Genomic DNA, 18,713 nt, shown 5'->3' with positions numbered 1-18,713 from the left:
TCCGGAAGAAAAATAGCTTTTGCCCGGTCAGGTACTCGCAAAAGTCGGCTTGTTGGGATCTTTTTGCCGAAGGAGAATATAAAGGTCCAGCACCGCAGCCCCGGTAAACGGGAAATTCATCTGAAATCTCTGGAACATCCCGATCATGCTTAAAGAGGCCAGGATCATCCGCACCGCAAACCCCACCGGAAGATACTTTTGGCAGCGGGCTGTGCAGGGGTCTGTTGATTTTCTTTGCGCCAGCAGTAAAAGTTCCAAAACTGCAAGTACGATCATCGCTCCCAAAATCGCCATTGCGTAGGGAAACAATGGATTGTCCGCATAGAAGAATAGCTGATAGTAATTGTTCGGAGTTCCGGCAAAGGCCGCATCCATAACGCCGATATTCCCGCTGAAAAAGCTTTTGGCTGCTGTCCAATGATATCCCAGCCAATCTTCTCTGACAGCAGTCGAAATTCGGATGGCCGGGCCGCCGAGGTAAAACAGAATTTCCCGCAGCCGCTCGTTGGAAAAGAAGGTCAATACAGCACAACCCACAGTGTACAGGGCAGTCCCCACTGCCGCAACAGGTCCGGAAGTCACTGGCTCCGCTTTGTTCTCTGACCAGAACACCAGGACACAGAGGATGATCTGATAAGCGCCGATCACGGGGTCGGCTCTCAGTGACTCTGCAATCATGCGGGAAACTATCCCGGTCGTAATCCCGTACAGAAGGGCCGCCAGAGCAAAGTAAGCTGCGGTCAGCAAGAAGCCTTGTCCATTTGCAGAATCCGCAAAGACTCGTTTCAGCCACCAATACAGTGCAGGAAGGGAGCACGGAAGGCTGAGCAGAGCCAGAGGATACCAAAACCAGAGGTAAGCCGCGTCCCATCGCCAGGCTCTGTCTGTGAACGTAAAACTGAGCAGTGCCGCCCCTAAAAAGAACAGCCAGAGATGCCAGAGTTTCCTGTTGTCGCCGGCCATTTTCCCGGCCCACCGGAGAAAGGCCATTGCCCCAGCGGCCAGGCAGAGGAGGAGCAGCAGCGGAAACAAAACTTCCCCGCAGAGAGGGGCGAGGATTTCCAGGTCCTGGTACAATACAAGCTCTGCGGATAAAAAAGGGATGGCTGCCCCCAAAAGTCCCCAGAAAATGCTCCGCCAGAGAGGACGTGTAGGATCGTCCGCCAGCCGTCCCCCACGGGCAAAGCAGGCCAGTGCAGTAAAGCTCAAAAGTGCAGCTGTAGTTTCCTCCAGACCTGAGTCCATTGCAAAAAGCTGAGTGGCCAGATACAAAGCCAGAATTCCCAGTGCGGGGAGGAACAAAAGCACGTCCTTTTTCTGAAGGGTCATGGTGAACACTCCTTTACTTGCTTTTTCGGTTCAGGATTTGGATGGTGCGTAGATCTTTTTGGCCCCCATAAAATTTATCCAGCAGCTGTTCAAAGATCGGCACCGAGGGGGCAGCCAGCGCAAACAGGGTCAGGCAGGAGCAGAATTTCAGATCATCCGGGGAGCCAAATACCTCCCACGGGTCGTTGGAATCTGCTTTCAGCACCGCCTCGCAGCATTCCAAAAGCCGCGGTCCCAGGACCGGATGGGCCAGATAGGCCCGGGCCTCCTCCAGACCGTCCAAACCATATCGCATGGACATCGCGCTTCGACCCAATCCCCGTAGCTGTGGGAAGATATACCACATCCAATGCGTTTGTTTTCTGCCGCAGCGCATTTCCCGCAGCGCATCCTCATAATTGACCTGCTGCGCAAGAACAAACCGCTCCAGATCCCACATCTGCTACTCCTCCTCGCAAGTTTCTGCCGCCTTTTCCTGAGCAGTATGTCCTACCGAATCAGCCGATGGAGAGCGGAACAACCGCCAAAATGAATGTTTGACGGCTGTCTCCTCGGTGGCAGCAATCCGGTTCAGCTGCTTTTGCAGATACCGTTTTTCATATTGGCAGCGAACATACTTCAATACCCGGGCGTAATACACCGGGTTTGCTGCACCGCCCAAAATCCCCACAACCGGTAGCCCCTGGACAAACTTCAGCGCCAGCAGCTCCACCGCAAAAACCGAAGCGGTTTGGTCGATCTGGTCCGCAAAAGCTTGCTCGGAGACCTGCTGAGCTTCTTCTTTCAGCAGTGCATCCAACTCGCTGTGATGGTGCTCCCATTCCTCTCCGGTACTCAAAGCGGTCGCCATCATCTTGAGAATCAGCAGCTGTTCCCACCGATCCTCATAGTCAAAGCCGTAGTGCAAAGCAGTCTCATAAATGCCTCGAAGCAGCATCCCAAGAAAGAGGACAATGTCCGGCAGACCAATGCCAAGCGCTCCAAGGCCCACCCCCTCAGCTGTGGTCGCAGCGAGGTTCAGCCAGTCCGCTTGTTTGGCTCCCCTGCGGAGCTGCCGCCACTCTTTTCGGCCGCCTTTCATCTGCATGGCGTAGTCATGGACAGCATGGTTGGCTTTCAGCTCTTCTTTTCGATAGCTTTTTTCGATGATGGTGCGTCCGTTGGCGAACACAATCGTGAACCCCTTGCGAAACCCGCTTTCAAGTCCCGCTCGGATTTTCTCCGGGACTTTTTGCTCCAGAGCTGCTTTCCAGGCGGGCGGCTTTGCGCTGAGGGCCTCCCGCCGGAGCACCTGCTCCTGACGTTCGACTCGGAGCAGCTCCTTCTGGAGCAGTTTTTTCTGTTTTGAGAGATAATATTGTTTTTTCATCATAAGATTCCTGGTATTTTTCCGCTGTGGATATCGGTCCGGGGCGGTCTGTTATGTAACTGTTCGTTGGTCAACGAAAACGGCTTATGATTTACACCAAGATTTCAGCATTGGCTCAGCAGCCTCAAGTGACCGGACGCAGTACTCTGCCACCTCTGGGCTGCCCAAATAGATTCCTTTGGACATCTCCATGCGCCAGGCTACTGAGAAGGTAGCTTTATTCTGAGGCCATCGCGGATAGAGCATCCCACGCTGAATTCCTTCATGAATCCGACCATTCATCTGCAGCCATTTGAAAGCCTGGAGAGGCATATTGCTCAACCAGAGCCCTTGCAATTCATTCACCTGATTCTCTGTGGGGACACCTTTTTCCAGCAACAACCGGCACTGGTGCAGATAGTGTTTTTCTGACTCAGACACATACCATGGACTCCCCCAGGGCTTTGTAAACTCAAAAATTTCCGAAAGGTTCTCCGCCTCTATCAGTACCCCTGATGGCCATCTGAACCGCATCCTGTACTGCGGCTCCCAGGTATCAGGAGAAATTCGAAACTCATCTCTGAAAAAATACAGGTACTCAATGCTCCAGCCGGATTCTCGATCATAGAACAACCTCGGCAAGTCTGCACACAGCCGATCGGCGGCATACGCCTTTGCAATCGATTTGTTTCCAAAGTTCCAAAGTTCGAGTTCCTCATCCGTGCAATCATCCAGTGGATATTCCGGATTCTTCCAGTTGGCAATTCGCTCCACCGTCCAGTAGTTTAGTAGCCACTGAGGCGGCGGAGTATTGCATAGCTCGGGATGATTTCCAAGTTCAGGATGATGTTTACGTAGATTGAGATTTCCTTCACGTTCGAGGCAATTAATCCACCATTTCCACAAAGTCTTTGAGATCTTGAGGCAACAGGGCCAATCTTCCAATATTTTTTTCTTAACATTGTCATCTGGCGCTCCACCCTCAATGTACGGAGCACATTGATCCAGATACGACAATATCTCTTGTTTAGGTTCCAGACGAGGTTGCCCCTCTGGAATAACATAACATCCCGGGGCCCGATTTTTTAACACCAGTAATTCTCCGCCCGGAAGATGAAGTTTCATGTATAGATGGGGCAGCACCATTTCCGGGGCAGAAAAGCAAAATTCTCCAATCCATCCAGATTCCTGTTTCCAATGGATAAACGCCATCTCTGCCCGCAGGCCCCCCGGCAGGATTTCTTGTGGAAAACGGCAGATGATATCGTATAATTGCTTACCAGTCATAAAAAAGTCCTCTTTGTCTTTATACTTTCATTCCAATTGTTCATCCACCGATTCAGAAAATCTTGAAAAGTAGATACCAGCACTGGCAGATGACTTTTATCCGACAGATACCCGAGGATATCCTCCATCCTGCTCATGATCATGTACGAGGAGACCAAAAGGTCAGCACGTGCACGAAATATACCAATTTTAAAGGCATAAGGTTTTCCGTTTAGCTCGGTAGGCTCCACTTGAAAGAATCCGATATTGGGTGTACCAGGATGATCGAACCTGGCCCGACAGGGCTTACAGATTCCTGCCAGGCTTGTGTTTTTCTGAATCACCTCTGGCATTCTTCTCATGCAAATCCGAATTATATTCTTCCGCTGCTGTTCAATGCTCATAGTTTCTTCCGCTCGAGGAGGTTCTTCTGCAGACAGGCTGCTGCGGTATGCGTTCAAGATACCGTTCAGATCCGCCTTGGCCTCCGTAATTCCATTGTCAGAAGCGCGGTCAAACCAATACAGCGAAATTAGATCGTTTTTGGGAACACCGGAACCCGCATTATAGAGGATCTCCAAAGCATTCTGTACTTGGCCATTGTTGCAGAATTCCGCAGCCGCTCGGAGCAGTTTGACGGTCTGCAGATATTCCCTGATACAGGCTATCCCTGATAGATTTCATTCAGTCGACTGTATCATCACGGCAATTTATACAAGCATAATACTACACAATTTAATTGTTGTCAATATGTTGTATTACTTTGCGACACATATAATCGACGCTCCGCACAATCTCAATCGTCGAATGATGGGTCGTGTTCGTAAAATATGTTCAGAAAGCTGCATTGTTTCCCTGCTGCAGATGGATGACATTTCAAAAAGCACTACACAGTCAAAAAAATGTTGACATTCTTACAATTGTGTAGTATTATTTTGTTATCGTAAGGATCGGCCTGTTCAAAAGGAGCCGCCTGATCGTCTGACATTTTATTTATATTCATTAGAAAGGTGCGTTCATTATGGAAAACAAGATGTTTGCGATTACCGAGGAAGAGCAGAAGGCCATCGCCATGCGCACAGAAGAAATCGCTTCCGCTGTCGACAACGCTACGAACATCCGTGAAGCCCTGGTTGCATATGCAGCAGCAAATGGATATTCCGAAGAAGCAGCGGCGGAACTGATTGATGAGATTGTGATTCCGACCGTCAATTCCTATAATGCATCCTGCCGTGAAGCCTTCGAAGGCGATGTCGGGACCTGGATCTCTCAGAAGATGGCTGAGTCTATTGAGAAGCAGGGACTAAATGAGCAGGAGGCCGCTAGGTATAAGCTGGGGGTTCTTCAGGCCATCCGCAAACTGAACGCCGGTGCTGTAGACGGAGAAGAAGAGTGCTTGACCGAAGATGAAAAGGCCATGTTGGAATCCGAGGCCTTTACTCCTGAGATGGTGAAGCGGATCGATGAGGCTTTGATTGCTTCCATCGAAGACTCTGTACTGCCCCTGTACATGACCGAAGCGTTTGAATCCTTCCTGGAAAGTAAGGCCGATGCAGAGAACATTCACGTGGTGACCACCGAACTCTGGAATGACAACGACCTGAAGTACTGCGCAGCTGCCGCGGTGTGCGTTGCCCACCATAATGGCCAGGTTCCCTCTATCCCCGACGATACGCCGGATGCCAATCTGGTGCTGGGGGCTTGTCACGGCATTGACGTGGTGAATATCGAAACCAAGGTCAGCATCGGAGAGATGACCGCAGATGCCGCATACGATATTCTCAAGGCGATCGGCGCCGTTGTGCTGACTCTGGCAGTGGGTTTTGTTCTGTGGCATGCGCTGAAACTCCTTTTGTATGTGGGCACTGCAGCTGCATTCAATGTGTTTGGCACCGGTTTCATTGGCGGAATTGTCGCGGGCATTTTGATCTTGGGCAGCATTGACAGTATTTCGGACATGTTTACTTTGTGGCTGGAAAAAGGAATTGATGTTTCTGGGAAAATTGCAGATACAACATATAATGCCCTGAAGTGCGGTGCAAAGACTGTGTATCAGTATACCTTCGATCACATTATTCCTGCTGTAAAGAATGGTGTTGCCAAAGCCAAAGAAGTTATCTGCTGGGTTGCAGCCAAGATTGTGCAGACCCTGCAGGGCAAGACCGAAACGTTTGCCAAGGTATAAGCAATCATTTCCCGGCATTCGGACTGCCATGGCTGTGTTTCATTATAAGGTGGTAAACGATGGCAATACTGATTAAAAAGGTAAAAACCGCAGTCGGCCAAATGATTCATTCCATACAACGAAAAGTCGAGTATCTCCGTGAACGTCTTGAGTGTATGCTTGGAATCTATCGGGTTGATATTCAGCATATTTATTCTCCCGAAGAGAACAGGCTGATTGAACAATCTTCGGAATTGATTCAACAGTTCTTCCCCGGTCCACCCGGTTCGTTGCTTTTAACGGAGGACTTTGAAAGCCGATGTGAAGTGATCGAAGACTTTGCACATCGATTGATTCAGATTTATGGCCTGGAGAATGTAGAGGTAATCGTCACCGACGACCCGGAACTGTTTTCTTCGGACAGCGGTGTTATATTCGGCAGAACCCGCGTGGATCAAAAAACGGTATACATAAACGCCAATCTGCTTCGGTTGGATAATGAGGATGTGCTTGAACATCTGGTTGGAACGGTAATCCATGAACTTCGCCATATTATGCAGTTCGAAATCATGACCCTGGTCAATACGCGCGGGGTTTCCTACCAACGCAGAAGAGCATGGCGCTATACAACGGCAAATTATGTGGATGCCGGACTTGACATGGAAGCATATTCATCACAATCCATCGAATTTGATGCCAGAAACTTTACCAATAGAATTTGGCAAAGGGCTTATGGCATGAGTGTTCCCCTAGGAGGACATTGATCATGTTTAAGAACTTTAAAGTTCTGCAGCCCGCAGAAGGTGAGCGGTGGCTGCCGTTATTGCAAAAAAACGGGTATTCCGGCGCGGCTTTAATGTCCGCTGCCCTCAAAATCGAGCGGATGGACCCACAATTACAGCAGGAGCTGTTGCGGTGGGATAAAATCGGAGACTTTCCGGACAGAGAGATTGAGGGGTTCACGGTTTCCGGTCTTGTTGAAAATGCAGGCCTGCATCCCATAGGGGCTTTCCTGATGATGGACTGGCTTCTTCGCGAACCGAATGAGGCAAAATATGCTTTGGCACAACCGCTGACTAGGTTGGAGATTGATAAGACGGTACTGACAAGGATAGCAGAGAGCGAAGAGGCGGATACACCGGGAAATGGGGAAGAGAACTTTGAAAAGGAGCAGCCCGATGAAGTTTTATACCATTCCTGAGGCACTAACCTTCCTGGCTAAAGAGTATGGCGCCAACCGAATGCCTTCCAGTCTGGAAACATTAAGACGAGCTGTTCGTACAGGCGACCTGCTTGTACAAGAAGAGGGCGACCCCGGCAGAAAAGGATATACCATTTCGGAAGTCGATTTGAGGGCCTATGCAAAAAAACGCCTTTCCCGCATGGAACGACGCAGCACTTCATCCTCAAAAACAGCCGGCAATTATGTCGGCGGTCCTCGGGAAGTAGTGCCGGAAATCCCTGAGGAACAGGAGACAAAGAAGTTCCACGAATTGTATGCTCAGTTTTTAAACGGAGAAATGGACGAACAATCCTATTCCCTTGCGCTTTACAGAGAAAAATCCAAATGGGAAACAACTCTTCGAAACAAAAAAGAACAGCTGATCAACCTGACTTCTCTCGTAGAATCTTTGAAGAATGAAATTCTTGATTGCGAGGCCAACATCGCAGACTATCAGGAGGGAATCAATAAAGCTGCTTTCTGATTAACCAAACGAATAACTCAACAGAAAGAAGGATGTCTATGAGGATCACAATGATAGGTGACTCAGCTGTCGGAAAAACGACTTTCATGATGAGCACCTATGGCTTGATGCGAGATGGAATTCAAGGTTTCAAAGTGAAATGTACAAACGAGAAAGCAGACGCGAACCTTTATAATGCGTACCAGGAATTTCGGAAATATGGAACCTACCCTGATGCAACCGTTAAGATGAGCAGTTACGATTATAATTTCTATTCCGGAAGAGATTTTGTAATGAACTTCTCCCTTACGGATATTCGCGGTGAGAGCATTCATGATATCGATGTAAGCCAGCTTCATTATGAGATTGGCAGATCCGATGCCGTTATTCTTTTTCTCAGCTCATATGATATCCTCAACGGAGTAGACATTGAGGACTCAATTGATCAGTTATATACTCACCTAAATAACGCATTTAAAGTGGATGACCATGAAAAAATCATAATGGTGGCATTTACTCAATCTGACAGAATTGATTTGAATGATAAAACTTATAACAGACTGCTGGATTCTGTGTCCGACTTGAAAAGGATCACAGATAAAAATAATAATTTGGCTTTTATAGCGATCCCCACTGCATGTGCACCGGATTGTATGATGGATCTCGACTTTGCAATGGCCTGTTTAATGTTGGTTGGGTACAGCCGAGAGGTATCTGTGGAAGCACAGAGACTGAAGGCAGAGATTGAGAGAATCAATGATAAGTGGGGATCTGGTCTTTGGGCTGGTTTAACAGATTTCTTCGGAGTTAATGCTGAACGAAATGAAGCGAGAAAACGTTTTCAGGTGCTGCAAAACGAGGAAATCCCAAAGTATGAAAAAATGCAGAAGAAGTTTGAGTCGCTAAAGAAGTTCTATGATGATTATGAGGTAGGCACATATTACAGAGTTAAGCAAATGGAAGATCCATTTTGCTTCTAAAAACAAATCGGAGGAATATAAAAATGAGTAAAATCGTGATCATTGGTACACTTGGTTCCGGCAAGACCTGCTATTTCTATGGAATGCTTCATAAGATGCAGAGAGGCGTCAGCGGCTTCAGCCTTCGGATCAACGACAGTGAAGCATACAGGAAGCTTCGTGCCGGTATCCTCCGTTTGGGCGACGCCAGTGTTCCCGTGGATGAGCGTTGGCCGGATCCCAGTGCTAAGCTGGAAACATACAATTTGGATCTGCTCCACAATATGAATAAGCTGGATAGTCTGGAGTGGGTCGACTATCCCGGCGAATATGTAATGGGAGTGGATGATAAATTTATTGACCTTCTGGACGGCGCTAACTGCCTGTTTGTATGTGTGGATGGTAGTCTTCTGCAGGGAGATAAAGACGAACTTGAAGATATTGCAGATGACTTTTATAACCATTCCGGTATGGACCTTTGCAATGCGCTGATGCGTGCAGAAGAGAAATCCGGCAATGCATTTCCCCCTGTGTGCATTTTGCTCACAAAGTATGATGCGGTTTCGCCCGAACTGCAGGATTCAGAAACAATCAAAGCCTTCGCTAAAGCCTGTTTCCCTGTTCTGTTCCGTAAAGGGAAGGGCAAGGACCGTATGGTCACGATTTGTCCGGTATCTCTGGGGAAAGATATCGCGGAAGGCGGTAAGCTGAGACCTAAAAATGTGGAACGTCCCATCTGCTTTGCCACCTATTTGATGCAGTATGCGGCTGTGCAGGAGATCGTAAAAAAATACAGGAATTTCCTTGAGAGAAGCGAGCAGATGGCGAAAGCCTATAATGAAAAAAGTTTCTTTGGGAGAATAATTAGCCCTAAGCCCCCCATTCTGTCCGAGGAACAGAAGCAGGCAGTGATCGAATTGATCAATACGGCCGAGAGCGATCTGAAAGACTTGCTTGCGATGGTGAATTCGCTGCCCTTGTATATTAACGGTGAAAGTGTAAACTGGCCAGATTAAGAAGGGGAAATATCTATGAAAATCGGCGTCATCGGTGCATCAGGCAGTGGAAAAACTTCTTTTTTTCTGGGAATGCTAAAAAAAATAGCTTTTGATAAAAGTGATTTTTCAATTAAGATAAGCGATTTAAAGGTAGGCCTAGAGTTAAAAAATAAAATGGTGAATCTGGCAGATGCATCCCTGCCTTCCAATAAACGTTGGCCAGACACTAATGGTTGCTGGGAAGAATACACTTTTGAATTGTTGGATAGCGGAAATAAGATTGCAGATGTACAGTGGATTGATTGCCCAATCGAGTATTTTTTGGGGAATCGAGATCGTCTTTCTAAAAAATTATGCTGCGTAGACTGCCTGTTTGTATGTGTAGACGGCAGTTTTTTGCAGGGGAATAAAGATAATCTTGACAATATTACAGATGACTTTTACAGCGCTTATGGTGCGGATCTTTGCAATGCTCTGCTGCGTGTAGCTGAAAAATCCGATGTATTCCCTCCTGTGTGCATTTTGATCACAAAATATGATGCAGTTTCGCCCAAACTGCAGGATTCAGAGACAATCAAAGACTTTGTCAAAGCCTGTATCCCTGTTCTGTTCTATCAGGGAGGGGGCATGGACCGTGTGGTCACGATTTGCCCGGTGTCTCTGGGAAAGGACATTGCGGAAGGCGGTAAGCTGAGACCTAGAAATGTCCAATATCCACTGTTTGCAGCTTTGTATTTTTATATATACAAGATGCTTCATGTACTGCCGGATACACACCCGGTATACCAAATGATGGCTGCGGAACAATTCGACTTATTGCAGGACCTGCGTGCATTACCTCTGTATGTTAATGGGAGTGAGGTTTCCTGGCCGGACTGACCCGGCAAACTCGGCATAGGCTGCGGGCAGGTGCAGGATGCATTTGCCCGCAGGAAAGCCAAGTATATGCTGTAATGAGGAACCATGAATTCTTGATTGCCAGGTCCGTATCATTGATGAAAGATGTGTACGTATGAAGATTTCTATTATTAGTTCCACAGCGGCGGGACGGTATTGCTTCTTTTTGGGGATGGTAAAGAATTTGCTGACGGAATGTAAAAACGCCATGGGATATATTTCATGGCCCTACAGCAGACTCTACACAGAAGTATTTTCGCTGTCTGACCAAACATTATCTTATTCTGAGCGTATTCCTGCGGAACGCCCCTATAACATGATTTATGAACTGTATATGGAAGACAAACACAGTGGAAGGATTCCGATTGAGTGGGTGGACGTAAAAAGTGGGCATGTGGTGCAAGGTTGCGATGACTATGACTGGAATCTTGTCCGCGAATCGGATTGTATTATGATCTGCATGGATGGAAACACGATAGCGCATGCGACTGGATCAACACAAGATATTGCAGATTATTGGTATCAATCAGATGGTGAATCAGGTTTAGGTATTGATAATTTCTTGCTCAACTATCTCGGACATAATGACGGAAAGCTGCCCTTCCTTTGTTTTGTCGTAACAAAAATAGATACGATAGATTCGAATCTGGTGAACAGCACAAGGCTTGATCATATTGTCAAGGAAACTTTTCCTCAGTGGTTTGATGGACAAAAGGGACATGGCGCTCATATTGCAGCAATTTGTCCCATCAGCGCATTGGGATATAAATTTATGGATGGAGGCCCGTTCTGCCCGTTCAATGCAGAAAAACCGCTCCTTGCTGCCCTGAAAGTGGTGTGCGGAAAGACGTATGGTGATTTAAAGGGAGTAAGATTCTATAAAGATGGAAAATTGATCGATGAATCAGAACTATAATTAATGGCCATGCAGCATTAAACCAAGCGCTGCAAACTTTTATTTAGGAGGAATAACGGATGGAAATGATGAATGGGTTTGCTTCTTGCTTAATTAAAGTGAGACAGCTCCATATCGGTTTTCCCTCACTGTTCTCTCATTACCCGGAAGGTATGAAGCAAGAGGAATTGACAGAAATTCACCGGTATGTGCAGGATGCAATGGATCAGCCCCGTGAAATTCCTGAAGCAAGCGGGTCTCTCAGGCGTGTAGTTATCGGCACAGGAAAGTACCTTATTTTGGGCATTTCCGGTTATGCACAGTATCTGGCAGCGGAAATTCAGGACATTCCGTATCAACTTGTGGATTTCACAGGCAGAGGATGTCCCGGATTCATTGGCTTTGTTTGGAATCTGGAAACAACACCCGTTCAACAGATTGTATTTCCCTCTCTTTCTATTTTTGGCGCCGTGTTTCATGAGCTGATTCTTGAACATTGGGAAGATTCCATTAACTCTGTATGGGCTTATGACACCCGCGCAGGCATTGCGCTTCCCTATAAGTACGCAGTTTCAGGGGAACCTTTACCGACGCCCGTTGAGACCGTCGCACTGAACCATAACAAAAGGAAAATCTATTCCTTTGATAGAAGCAAAGAAAATGCGCTGATCCATCAGACGATCTCGGAGGCCATCCAAAAGCAGATCGTATCCCTTTGTACGGACTTATACTTTGACGAAGAAGGAAGCGTCTTTTTGAATATGACCGCAGACTTGAAAGGCGGCCCGGTGGTGTGTATTGAAAATGCAAGCTACACCCCCGCAAAAAGCACACCCAAGCCCGAGACTGCAGCAGAAACGGAGCAATATCGCAGATCGGCTGAAACAGATTGGGATTCCGCAGAGCGGCCTGATACTATTGGAATTTCTATAAACAACAAAGCTGATAGCAGATCCTGGTTTAAATTTTTATCGAAGATATTACAGCTTATTCCTTCTAATGAAAAATTAAAGATGAAAGAATCAAAGAATGTGTTTTTAAAATTCGATTACGATCCGTGCGATGCAACACGGCAGATTAACTTGCGATTTATAGAGTACCTTGTGACGACCTCTCGTAACTACTACGGACATACTATTGATTATAAGTTTTTCACTGAAGATCCAGAATTAATACGCTTCTCTTTCCCCGAACCTATTTGCTTGGATTATTTTAAGAAAATCTGTAAAGATATCTTAATATTTTTTTGCAAACAAGAATGGGGGCATATTAATAATAGAGGTCGATTTGTTGTAAACGGCTTGAATGGAGAAAAAGAATTCAGGGTGTTTATTGTGGTATATAATGTTCAGATACACTTACGGACCAAAGAAGAGATCCTTTTAGATTTTTTCAAGCCTACTGCAGAAAACCCGGATGCAACAAAAGTTCGGGTTACCCCAAAAAGTAAAAAAGAGCATTTAAAGCCGGATCTGCAAATTCCGACAAACAGTGATCCGCTAATTCAGCGAACCAAGCAGAACAATAGCGGACGACCGGTGAAGCCGCAAAGTGATGATGACGATCCGTTTAAGTTATAAGTGCTTCAATTGAAATGTGGAGGTACACAATGGTTGGCAAGGCATCTGTTTTGATTTATACCAAAGAAAGGCATATCGGCTTTCCCGGCGGTTGGTTCAAAGTTCAGCCGGAGGATTTTTCTGCAAAAACGGTCAAACCGATTCTGGAGTATGCCATGAATGCAATGGAGGAGGTAAAACCTCTGCGCAGCGAACACAAGCAGGTTGAGGTCGTCGTTGCGGAATCAGGCTATGTGGTTTTAGGGATTGCATGTTATTTGCGGGATCTGTTTTCTGACGGTTGGGAGGGTGTCGATGAGGTGAATCGCCCCGTTTACGGCTTCATTGGGTATGTCTGGAAGCAAAAAGATTTCACCCAGGTTTGCACCTTTCCGAGCTTGACCGAATTTGCAGAACTGGTTGCAGAATACATTCGCCCCAACTGGGAGCTTTCGAAAAATGCGGCCTGGGCAGAGCATCAGGAGCTGGTGCCTTATCGCTATCTGCCCGGCAATGCCCGCAAAGCATGGAATGACGATTTTAAACCTGCCCACATTGAAGTCACTGAAAATGCGGATCGGTTGGTGAGATATGCCATCCAAAGAGCCGCGGCCGGCGAGGCCATAAGCGTTTGCACGAATGTTACAATCTACGATTTGAAGGATGAAAAAACAGCCTTCCAATATGTATCTCGGAGCACACCGGGTCAAAAGCCTCCTACGGCTCGCCGAATTGAGAAAAACAGCGGCGGCGGTGATACCGGCAACCACAGTCGGGCCGGCAACGAAAAAGATTTGGTGAGTCCCGGCCTTTCCCAAAGCGAAAGCTCTTATGCCAATACAGGCAGAACAAACGAAGCCGGAGGCCGCAACAAAGCAGCGACTGTAAATGGCGGGGACCAGGCAGATGCTTCCGGGAGCGATTTTCGGGGGAAAAAGGTCAGCATCCTTTTAATTGCAGTCGGCGCTGTATTGTTGATTTCGGTGATCGTCTCGATTACAGCAGGCTGGATGAGCGGTTTGCTTTTGACGGGTACGCTGGCAGCAGCTGTTGTCTGCATGGCTGCCGGTCTTGTCGGTTTGGCGAAAGCGCGGAAGCTGCAGACAAACAAACATGGTCTTAACCCCATAAACCTTCCCAATGAACAGCAGCCCCCTTCTTCCGTTGACGCCAATTCTTTCAGAACGGAAGGAAACAAAATTCCGGAGCCCTTGATGCCGGCAGTGAAGAGGGAACAGAAGGCTGCGCAAGTCAAAAGGCCTGAAGACGAAACAACGGAGGATCTCTTCAAATTCTGAATATAAGGGGTCGTTTAGGAATGGAGAAAATAACGGAGTTCCTTTCACCGGCAGGAAAAAGCAAGCTGACTGCCTGCACTGGCAAAAGGGGGATGCTTCCCCTGTTTGTGGTCGGCATTCATATTGGTGAGGCTGAATTATTCTGTTCAAAAGCTAAGCAAGCCGGCGGACCCAAGTCCGCCGGCTTGGTGAGCGTTCGCTCTCGCTGTAAAAAAGTGGAATGGCAAGGGATAACAGATTTTGTTGTTCCACCCCAATATTTTGATTTTCACTGTACCCCCAGTGTTACATACAAAGAAGCAATTTCTTCTTTTATCAGAGAGTCTACGCTTGAACTGATCAAAAAGCCGACGGGCGGCGTTGTGGTCGTTGCATACTCCTTTCCCGTCCATGTTTTGTGGGAAGGAGCCGATCATGTATTGCAACTCCTTTTGGACCGGCTTTTTTCGGACAAAGAGTGGATCATTCCCGCTGTCGTCTCGATTTCAGAACATTACGCAGATAAAAAAGAAGACGCCGTGGTATATGCCGGCAAGACGTGGACAACGTTTTTTCATGGCATGCATCAATGCTCTGTTTCTTTTGGAACAGAGACGGAGTTTCATTGTTTTCGGTGCAATGACTATTTAAACAATTCCACCCGGGAATGGACGCAAAAAGCTTATCCATCGTGGGAAGCCTGCTTCCTTGACCTTTGCCGCTCGATATCCGAGTACAACAGGGAATACAAAAGCGTATATACGGGCTTTGCAGATGAGAAGCACCGAAAGACGATTGAGAGGATCATGATTGACAGTGAACTGACCGCCGGAGCAATTTCCTGGAAGAATCCTGCAGATGAAACGTTGAGGATCGCTCTTCCGGGCCTGGGGGGTTCAGCGCCTGCAGGCCGGGACGCCTCCATTCCAAAGCCTGTCAAACCCGAGAACAAGAAGGATACTCCCGAAAAAACAACAGAAGATCTGTTCAAGTGGTGAGGAAGGATAGGGTCATATATGTTGATTCATGGATATACTGTAGATAAAAATTTACCTGCCTTCCGCAAAGCGTTCTTTTTGCCGGACATCTTGACTGAACTTGACAATCAATTTGCGATCTGGAAGTGGGTGAGCGATATGTGTGACCTGCCGCATCTTCCGCAAACTATAAAAGACCGATTCTCGAGGTTGCTCGCCGCACTGAGCGATTTTTTTGGGCAAGAGGAATATCGCAGTGATTGGAAGATCGATCAGACCGTCTGCTTTGAGCACAATGCAGAGCTGCACAAGCAGCTGCTTGACTGTGAGAAAAAAATAAATCATGAAATGAAAACTAAATTTCAGTGCGTGAGCTATATTATACTGGAACTGTTGGAAATCGCAGATTACACGGCGACAGAGCAGGATCTGTCAATATTTTTGGAATACCTGCAAAAGCAAGGCTATCTCTCCGATTGTCCTAGCAACCCTGCCCGGCAGCAGCTAAGAATTGAGCTGCACAATGGAAAAGACCCAAAATTGTATTATGGCGATCAGCTCGTTGCCGCTCTCCCGGATGCAAAGAATTATCCTTTAAGGGGATTTGCAACGGTGGCGGAAAATCCTGCTTCGGGGTATTTGGGAATTACGATAGATGGTCATTTGGTCAACGGTTCCGCCTTTGAAATCGAAGATACAAAAAAGCGGCCGGTCAAAGTCCTGCTGAATCAAATGTTTTATGTTGTTTTGCAGGAAGATGGATCTTTGGTTCATAATCTCCGATTTTGTACAGAGCTGCCATCTGTGCCGGTACGCGACGTTACCCTGAATCAAGAAGATATCCGGTGGACACCGATGGAATGAGGTGACTTTGTATGTACAAACCCGTTTTGGATGAAGTTGCTGAACAGATCCGGGAGAGCAAATACCTGAAACCCATCCTGTACCTGATTACAGAGGATCGCGATGCAATTCATGCATTACTGTCCCGGGAGGACTGTTTTGAGCTGATGCGGGATGGTGCGTGTGTGGCATACAGAAAGGGAGAGAAATATGATAACCTGTCCTTCAACTTTGGTCATGCGCCCCAATGGATTAGTAAGTGGCAGGATCACTTCCGATTTATCGATGGTCCGCAGATTCACATATGCCTGGACTGGAAACTTATGGAATCTCGGCCCGGCATGTTCAAGGATATTATTACAAACTATATCAGCATGCTGGACCAGGCGGGCACCGAAAAGGCTCTGGGAAAAAATTTGATCATTGTTTCCGGTTCTGCACCGGAAGATACGATTCCCGAAGGATACGATCAATTTGTTCAGGTAGTGGATATCCCGCTGATTGGCATGTACGAAATTGCCGAGATGATTGTTGGGTTCCAGAATGCTGCACTGAAAAATTTTCCCGGCTATACAAAAACAGAACTGACAGTAGAATCGTATTTGCAGAATCCGGATCCCTATGCTGAATTTCTGAAAGGGATGAGCAGAAAACAAATCCGGTATGTGCTGGACACGCTGTCCAGTACAGAGGGGATCTGCTCTGTGAGGGGGCTTTCCGAAGCTGCCCGCAAGAAATACTTTACTGGCTCTGATAAAACAGAAAGCAGATTGGATACTGCCGCAAAAAAGCAAATATTCAAGTTAAAGCAACAGGCGCTCTCTATGGACGGCACGCTCTCTTTCATCAACACAGAAAATATTGTGAGACCCGGCGGTATGGAGGGACTGGAAACCTGGCTTTTGCAGGCGAAAAAAATTTTGGATGACCCAGTCAGGGCAAGAAAATATTCAGTTAAATTTCCCAAAGGGGTTCTGCTCGCTGGATTGCCGGGAAGCGGGAAGAGCTTGCTCGCCAAATATGTTTCTACAATCCTCGGGATCCCGCTGATTCAGTTTAATATGGCTTCTGTATTGAATGAAAATGTAGGCGGTACGGAGGCCAAACTGGACCGGGTACTGAAAATGATTGAAGCATCCGCGCCGTGTGTGGTGTGGATTGACGAAATTGAAAAAGAACTTCCCAACAAAGAGGATTCCGGCAAGGGAGATTCTGGTGTCGGCAAACGCTGCCTGGCAAAAATTCTTCATTGGATGCAGGAAAACAAAAAGCAGTGCTTTATTTGCGCCACAGCGAACCACATCAACTCCCTCCCGTCCGAGCTCCTGCGCAGAGGCCGTTTCGAGAGAAAATACTACACATTCCTTCCCATGCAGAGACAATGTGTGGAGATTCTTGTCACCCATCTTGAAAGAGCCGCTTTGGACGCCCCTGAATTATTTGATGCTGCAATTACAATGAATGGCAAGGTGAAAACGGAAGTATTGCGATCCGTCTGCAACACTGCGTTCGATCAAATTGCAGATATGAAACACAAGTTCTTCACGGGTGCTGACTTAGAGGGGCTGGTACAGGATATAAAGATGATGCTGTTTGGTAGCGGTGAAAGCATTCTTCCCTGCAGTACCGAGAAACTTGTTGAGCTTCTGGTTTATGCTGCGGCAAAAAGTAAGCCATATGGGGAAACCAATTTCCAGGAAACTGTAGAATACTGGTGTGATATGCAAAGAAATCCCTTCCTAAATGTCGGTGTTCCAGAAGTTGTTGGTGTTCCTCAAAATCTGTCCAACGTTGAATATTTAGACAAAATATACGAGTATATCCCGTTTGATTTTACGGATATCCATTTTGACGGAAAAACATGGAAGTGGCGCCAGGGACTAAAGTGTGTGTCGCAGGCAAAATATGATATCAATATGTTCAACGAACTTAAAGATCCGATAATCCAACAGATGAATCTTCGAGCAGAAAATAAACAATGGTAAGCTCCGCACGAAATAGGTATACTTATCAAGCATACCATCCTGCCGGAATTTTAGCCTCACCTTCACGCTCTGAATGAGGCAGACCAATTAAGCAAAGTCAATAGCATAAGTAACCAACGGGGTCAAGAGTAGATGGTTTGCACCACGGCTTCGCCGCTCTTGACCCTGTCAGCCACTTACGCTAAGCGGAAAACAAGGGCAGCAAACGCTGCCAAATTTTTAATTTGGGCATAGCAAATAAAGCCCTGCATTTGTTTCAGGGACTGCGTTTCTCAAAAGTGTCAGGCTGCCTTTACAAATCCCTGTTCAGCTGCATGTTGCTCTGGTGTTTTCAGCTCAAAAGGTTTCTGGTCACGCAAAACTGCAAAGATAATAAAGACCAATTTGTGCATCGACGCTGCCAGAGCGACCTTGAAGTGACCCCAAAAAGTTAGACAATAATTTGAAATAAAAATAGTTCAAACAGCTGAAAGGGCTTGTTGTCTGTGAATTGCAGGCGGCAGGCCCTTTAGCTTTGCCTTAATACGCCGG

18 protein-coding genes are annotated in these 18,713 nt (G+C 46.9%); 13 read left to right on the top strand and 5 right to left on the bottom strand.

Going from position 1 to position 18,713, the window contains the following annotated elements; translation table 11 throughout:
* Positions 1 to 27: 27 nt before the first annotated feature.
* The 5 genes from B5G28_RS04570 to B5G28_RS04550 all read right to left on the bottom strand — a co-directional run bounded on the left by B5G28_RS04570 (position 28) and on the right by B5G28_RS04550 (position 4,524).
* The gene (locus B5G28_RS04570) at positions 28 to 1,329 is read right to left on the bottom strand and encodes a hypothetical protein (protein ID WP_087246545.1); all 1,302 of its coding nucleotides are present in this window, start codon (positions 1,327 to 1,329) and stop codon (positions 28 to 30) included.
* Positions 1,330 to 1,342: 13 nt separating this feature from the next.
* The gene (locus tag B5G28_RS04565) at positions 1,343 to 1,768 is read right to left on the bottom strand and encodes a DUF1810 domain-containing protein (RefSeq protein WP_087246544.1); all 426 of its coding nucleotides are present in this window, start codon (positions 1,766 to 1,768) and stop codon (positions 1,343 to 1,345) included.
* Between the two features lie 3 nt (positions 1,769 to 1,771).
* Positions 1,772 to 2,701: an EcsC family protein gene (locus tag B5G28_RS04560; protein ID WP_242967459.1), complete on the bottom strand. Its 930-nt coding sequence runs from the start codon at positions 2,699 to 2,701 to the stop codon at positions 1,772 to 1,774.
* Positions 2,702 to 2,782: 81 nt separating this feature from the next.
* A complete protein-coding gene (locus B5G28_RS04555; RefSeq protein ID WP_087246542.1) occupies positions 2,783 to 3,964 on the bottom strand; it encodes a hypothetical protein in 1,182 nt (393 codons plus the stop codon).
* The gene (locus B5G28_RS04550; protein ID WP_087246541.1) at positions 3,961 to 4,524 is read right to left on the bottom strand and encodes a hypothetical protein; all 564 of its coding nucleotides are present in this window, start codon (positions 4,522 to 4,524) and stop codon (positions 3,961 to 3,963) included. The genes B5G28_RS04555 and B5G28_RS04550 overlap by 4 nt, the downstream gene beginning before the upstream one ends.
* A 440-nt stretch (positions 4,525 to 4,964) precedes the next feature.
* On the opposite strand from B5G28_RS04550, the gene B5G28_RS04545 reads away from it, so the two are divergent.
* The 13 genes from B5G28_RS04545 (at position 4,965) to B5G28_RS04485 (ending at position 18,182) form a co-directional block, all read left to right on the top strand.
* The gene (locus B5G28_RS04545; protein ID WP_087246540.1) at positions 4,965 to 6,128 is read left to right on the top strand and encodes a hypothetical protein; all 1,164 of its coding nucleotides are present in this window, start codon (positions 4,965 to 4,967) and stop codon (positions 6,126 to 6,128) included.
* 59 nt (positions 6,129 to 6,187) lie between these two features.
* Positions 6,188 to 6,871 (top strand): hypothetical protein, encoded by a 684-nt coding sequence (locus tag B5G28_RS04540; RefSeq protein WP_087246539.1) that lies wholly within the window; start codon positions 6,188 to 6,190, stop codon positions 6,869 to 6,871.
* Between the two features lie 2 nt (positions 6,872 to 6,873).
* A complete protein-coding gene (locus B5G28_RS04535; protein WP_087246538.1) occupies positions 6,874 to 7,308 on the top strand; it encodes a hypothetical protein in 435 nt (144 codons plus the stop codon).
* Positions 7,286 to 7,813 (top strand): hypothetical protein, encoded by a 528-nt coding sequence (locus B5G28_RS04530; RefSeq protein WP_087246537.1) that lies wholly within the window; start codon positions 7,286 to 7,288, stop codon positions 7,811 to 7,813. The genes B5G28_RS04535 and B5G28_RS04530 overlap by 23 nt, the downstream gene beginning before the upstream one ends.
* Positions 7,814 to 7,851: 38 nt before the next feature.
* The gene (locus B5G28_RS04525; RefSeq protein ID WP_087246536.1) at positions 7,852 to 8,772 is read left to right on the top strand and encodes a hypothetical protein; all 921 of its coding nucleotides are present in this window, start codon (positions 7,852 to 7,854) and stop codon (positions 8,770 to 8,772) included.
* A gap of 23 nt (positions 8,773 to 8,795) precedes the next feature.
* Entirely contained in the window at positions 8,796 to 9,767 is a 972-nt protein-coding gene (locus B5G28_RS04520) for a hypothetical protein (RefSeq protein WP_087246535.1), read from the top strand.
* Positions 9,768 to 9,782: 15 nt separating this feature from the next.
* Positions 9,783 to 10,628 (top strand): hypothetical protein, encoded by an 846-nt coding sequence (locus B5G28_RS04515; RefSeq protein ID WP_087246534.1) that lies wholly within the window; start codon positions 9,783 to 9,785, stop codon positions 10,626 to 10,628.
* 133 nt (positions 10,629 to 10,761) lie between these two features.
* Positions 10,762 to 11,562, top strand: a complete 801-nt coding sequence (locus B5G28_RS04510; protein WP_087246533.1) for a hypothetical protein — start codon at positions 10,762 to 10,764, stop codon at positions 11,560 to 11,562.
* Positions 11,563 to 11,621: 59 nt separating this feature from the next.
* Positions 11,622 to 13,121 (top strand): hypothetical protein, encoded by a 1,500-nt coding sequence (locus tag B5G28_RS04505; RefSeq protein WP_087246532.1) that lies wholly within the window; start codon positions 11,622 to 11,624, stop codon positions 13,119 to 13,121.
* Between the two features lie 29 nt (positions 13,122 to 13,150).
* Positions 13,151 to 14,398 (top strand): hypothetical protein, encoded by a 1,248-nt coding sequence (locus B5G28_RS04500; RefSeq protein ID WP_087246531.1) that lies wholly within the window; start codon positions 13,151 to 13,153, stop codon positions 14,396 to 14,398.
* 20 nt (positions 14,399 to 14,418) lie between these two features.
* The gene (locus B5G28_RS04495) at positions 14,419 to 15,375 is read left to right on the top strand and encodes a hypothetical protein (protein WP_087246530.1); all 957 of its coding nucleotides are present in this window, start codon (positions 14,419 to 14,421) and stop codon (positions 15,373 to 15,375) included.
* Positions 15,376 to 15,393: 18 nt separating this feature from the next.
* On the top strand, positions 15,394 to 16,218 hold the full coding sequence (locus tag B5G28_RS04490) for a hypothetical protein (RefSeq protein WP_087246529.1): 825 nt from the start codon (positions 15,394 to 15,396) through the stop codon (positions 16,216 to 16,218).
* A gap of 11 nt (positions 16,219 to 16,229) precedes the next feature.
* Positions 16,230 to 18,182, top strand: a complete 1,953-nt coding sequence (locus B5G28_RS04485; RefSeq protein WP_087246528.1) for an AAA family ATPase — start codon at positions 16,230 to 16,232, stop codon at positions 18,180 to 18,182.
* The last annotated feature ends 531 nt before the right edge of the window (positions 18,183 to 18,713 follow it).

The organism is Faecalibacterium sp. An77 (assembly GCF_002161315.1).
Taxonomy (GTDB): Bacteria; Bacillota; Clostridia; order Oscillospirales; family Ruminococcaceae; genus Faecalibacterium.
This window is presented reverse-complemented; position numbering and strand designations above follow the sequence as displayed.

Excerpts from the sequence above, each read along its gene's own strand:
- B5G28_RS04570 (WP_087246545.1), bottom strand. The coding sequence starts at position 1,329 with ATGACCCTTCAGAAAAAGGACGTGCTTTTGTTCCTCCCCGCACTGGGA.
- B5G28_RS04565 (WP_087246544.1), bottom strand. The coding sequence starts at position 1,768 with ATGTGGGATCTGGAGCGGTTTGTTCTTGCGCAGCAGGTCAATTATGAG.
- B5G28_RS04560 (WP_242967459.1), bottom strand. The coding sequence starts at position 2,701 with ATGATGAAAAAACAATATTATCTCTCAAAACAGAAAAAACTGCTCCAG.
- B5G28_RS04555 (WP_087246542.1), bottom strand. The coding sequence starts at position 3,964 with ATGACTGGTAAGCAATTATACGATATCATCTGCCGTTTTCCACAAGAA.
- B5G28_RS04545 (WP_087246540.1), top strand. The coding sequence starts at position 4,965 with ATGGAAAACAAGATGTTTGCGATTACCGAGGAAGAGCAGAAGGCCATC.
- B5G28_RS04540 (WP_087246539.1), top strand. The coding sequence starts at position 6,188 with ATGGCAATACTGATTAAAAAGGTAAAAACCGCAGTCGGCCAAATGATT.
- B5G28_RS04535 (WP_087246538.1), top strand. The coding sequence starts at position 6,874 with ATGTTTAAGAACTTTAAAGTTCTGCAGCCCGCAGAAGGTGAGCGGTGG.
- B5G28_RS04530 (WP_087246537.1), top strand. The coding sequence starts at position 7,286 with ATGAAGTTTTATACCATTCCTGAGGCACTAACCTTCCTGGCTAAAGAG.
- B5G28_RS04525 (WP_087246536.1), top strand. The coding sequence starts at position 7,852 with ATGAGGATCACAATGATAGGTGACTCAGCTGTCGGAAAAACGACTTTC.
- B5G28_RS04520 (WP_087246535.1), top strand. The coding sequence starts at position 8,796 with ATGAGTAAAATCGTGATCATTGGTACACTTGGTTCCGGCAAGACCTGC.
- B5G28_RS04515 (WP_087246534.1), top strand. The coding sequence starts at position 9,783 with ATGAAAATCGGCGTCATCGGTGCATCAGGCAGTGGAAAAACTTCTTTT.
- B5G28_RS04510 (WP_087246533.1), top strand. The coding sequence starts at position 10,762 with ATGAAGATTTCTATTATTAGTTCCACAGCGGCGGGACGGTATTGCTTC.
- B5G28_RS04505 (WP_087246532.1), top strand. The coding sequence starts at position 11,622 with ATGGAAATGATGAATGGGTTTGCTTCTTGCTTAATTAAAGTGAGACAG.
- B5G28_RS04500 (WP_087246531.1), top strand. The coding sequence starts at position 13,151 with ATGGTTGGCAAGGCATCTGTTTTGATTTATACCAAAGAAAGGCATATC.
- B5G28_RS04495 (WP_087246530.1), top strand. The coding sequence starts at position 14,419 with ATGGAGAAAATAACGGAGTTCCTTTCACCGGCAGGAAAAAGCAAGCTG.
- B5G28_RS04490 (WP_087246529.1), top strand. The coding sequence starts at position 15,394 with ATGTTGATTCATGGATATACTGTAGATAAAAATTTACCTGCCTTCCGC.
- B5G28_RS04485 (WP_087246528.1), top strand. The coding sequence starts at position 16,230 with ATGTACAAACCCGTTTTGGATGAAGTTGCTGAACAGATCCGGGAGAGC.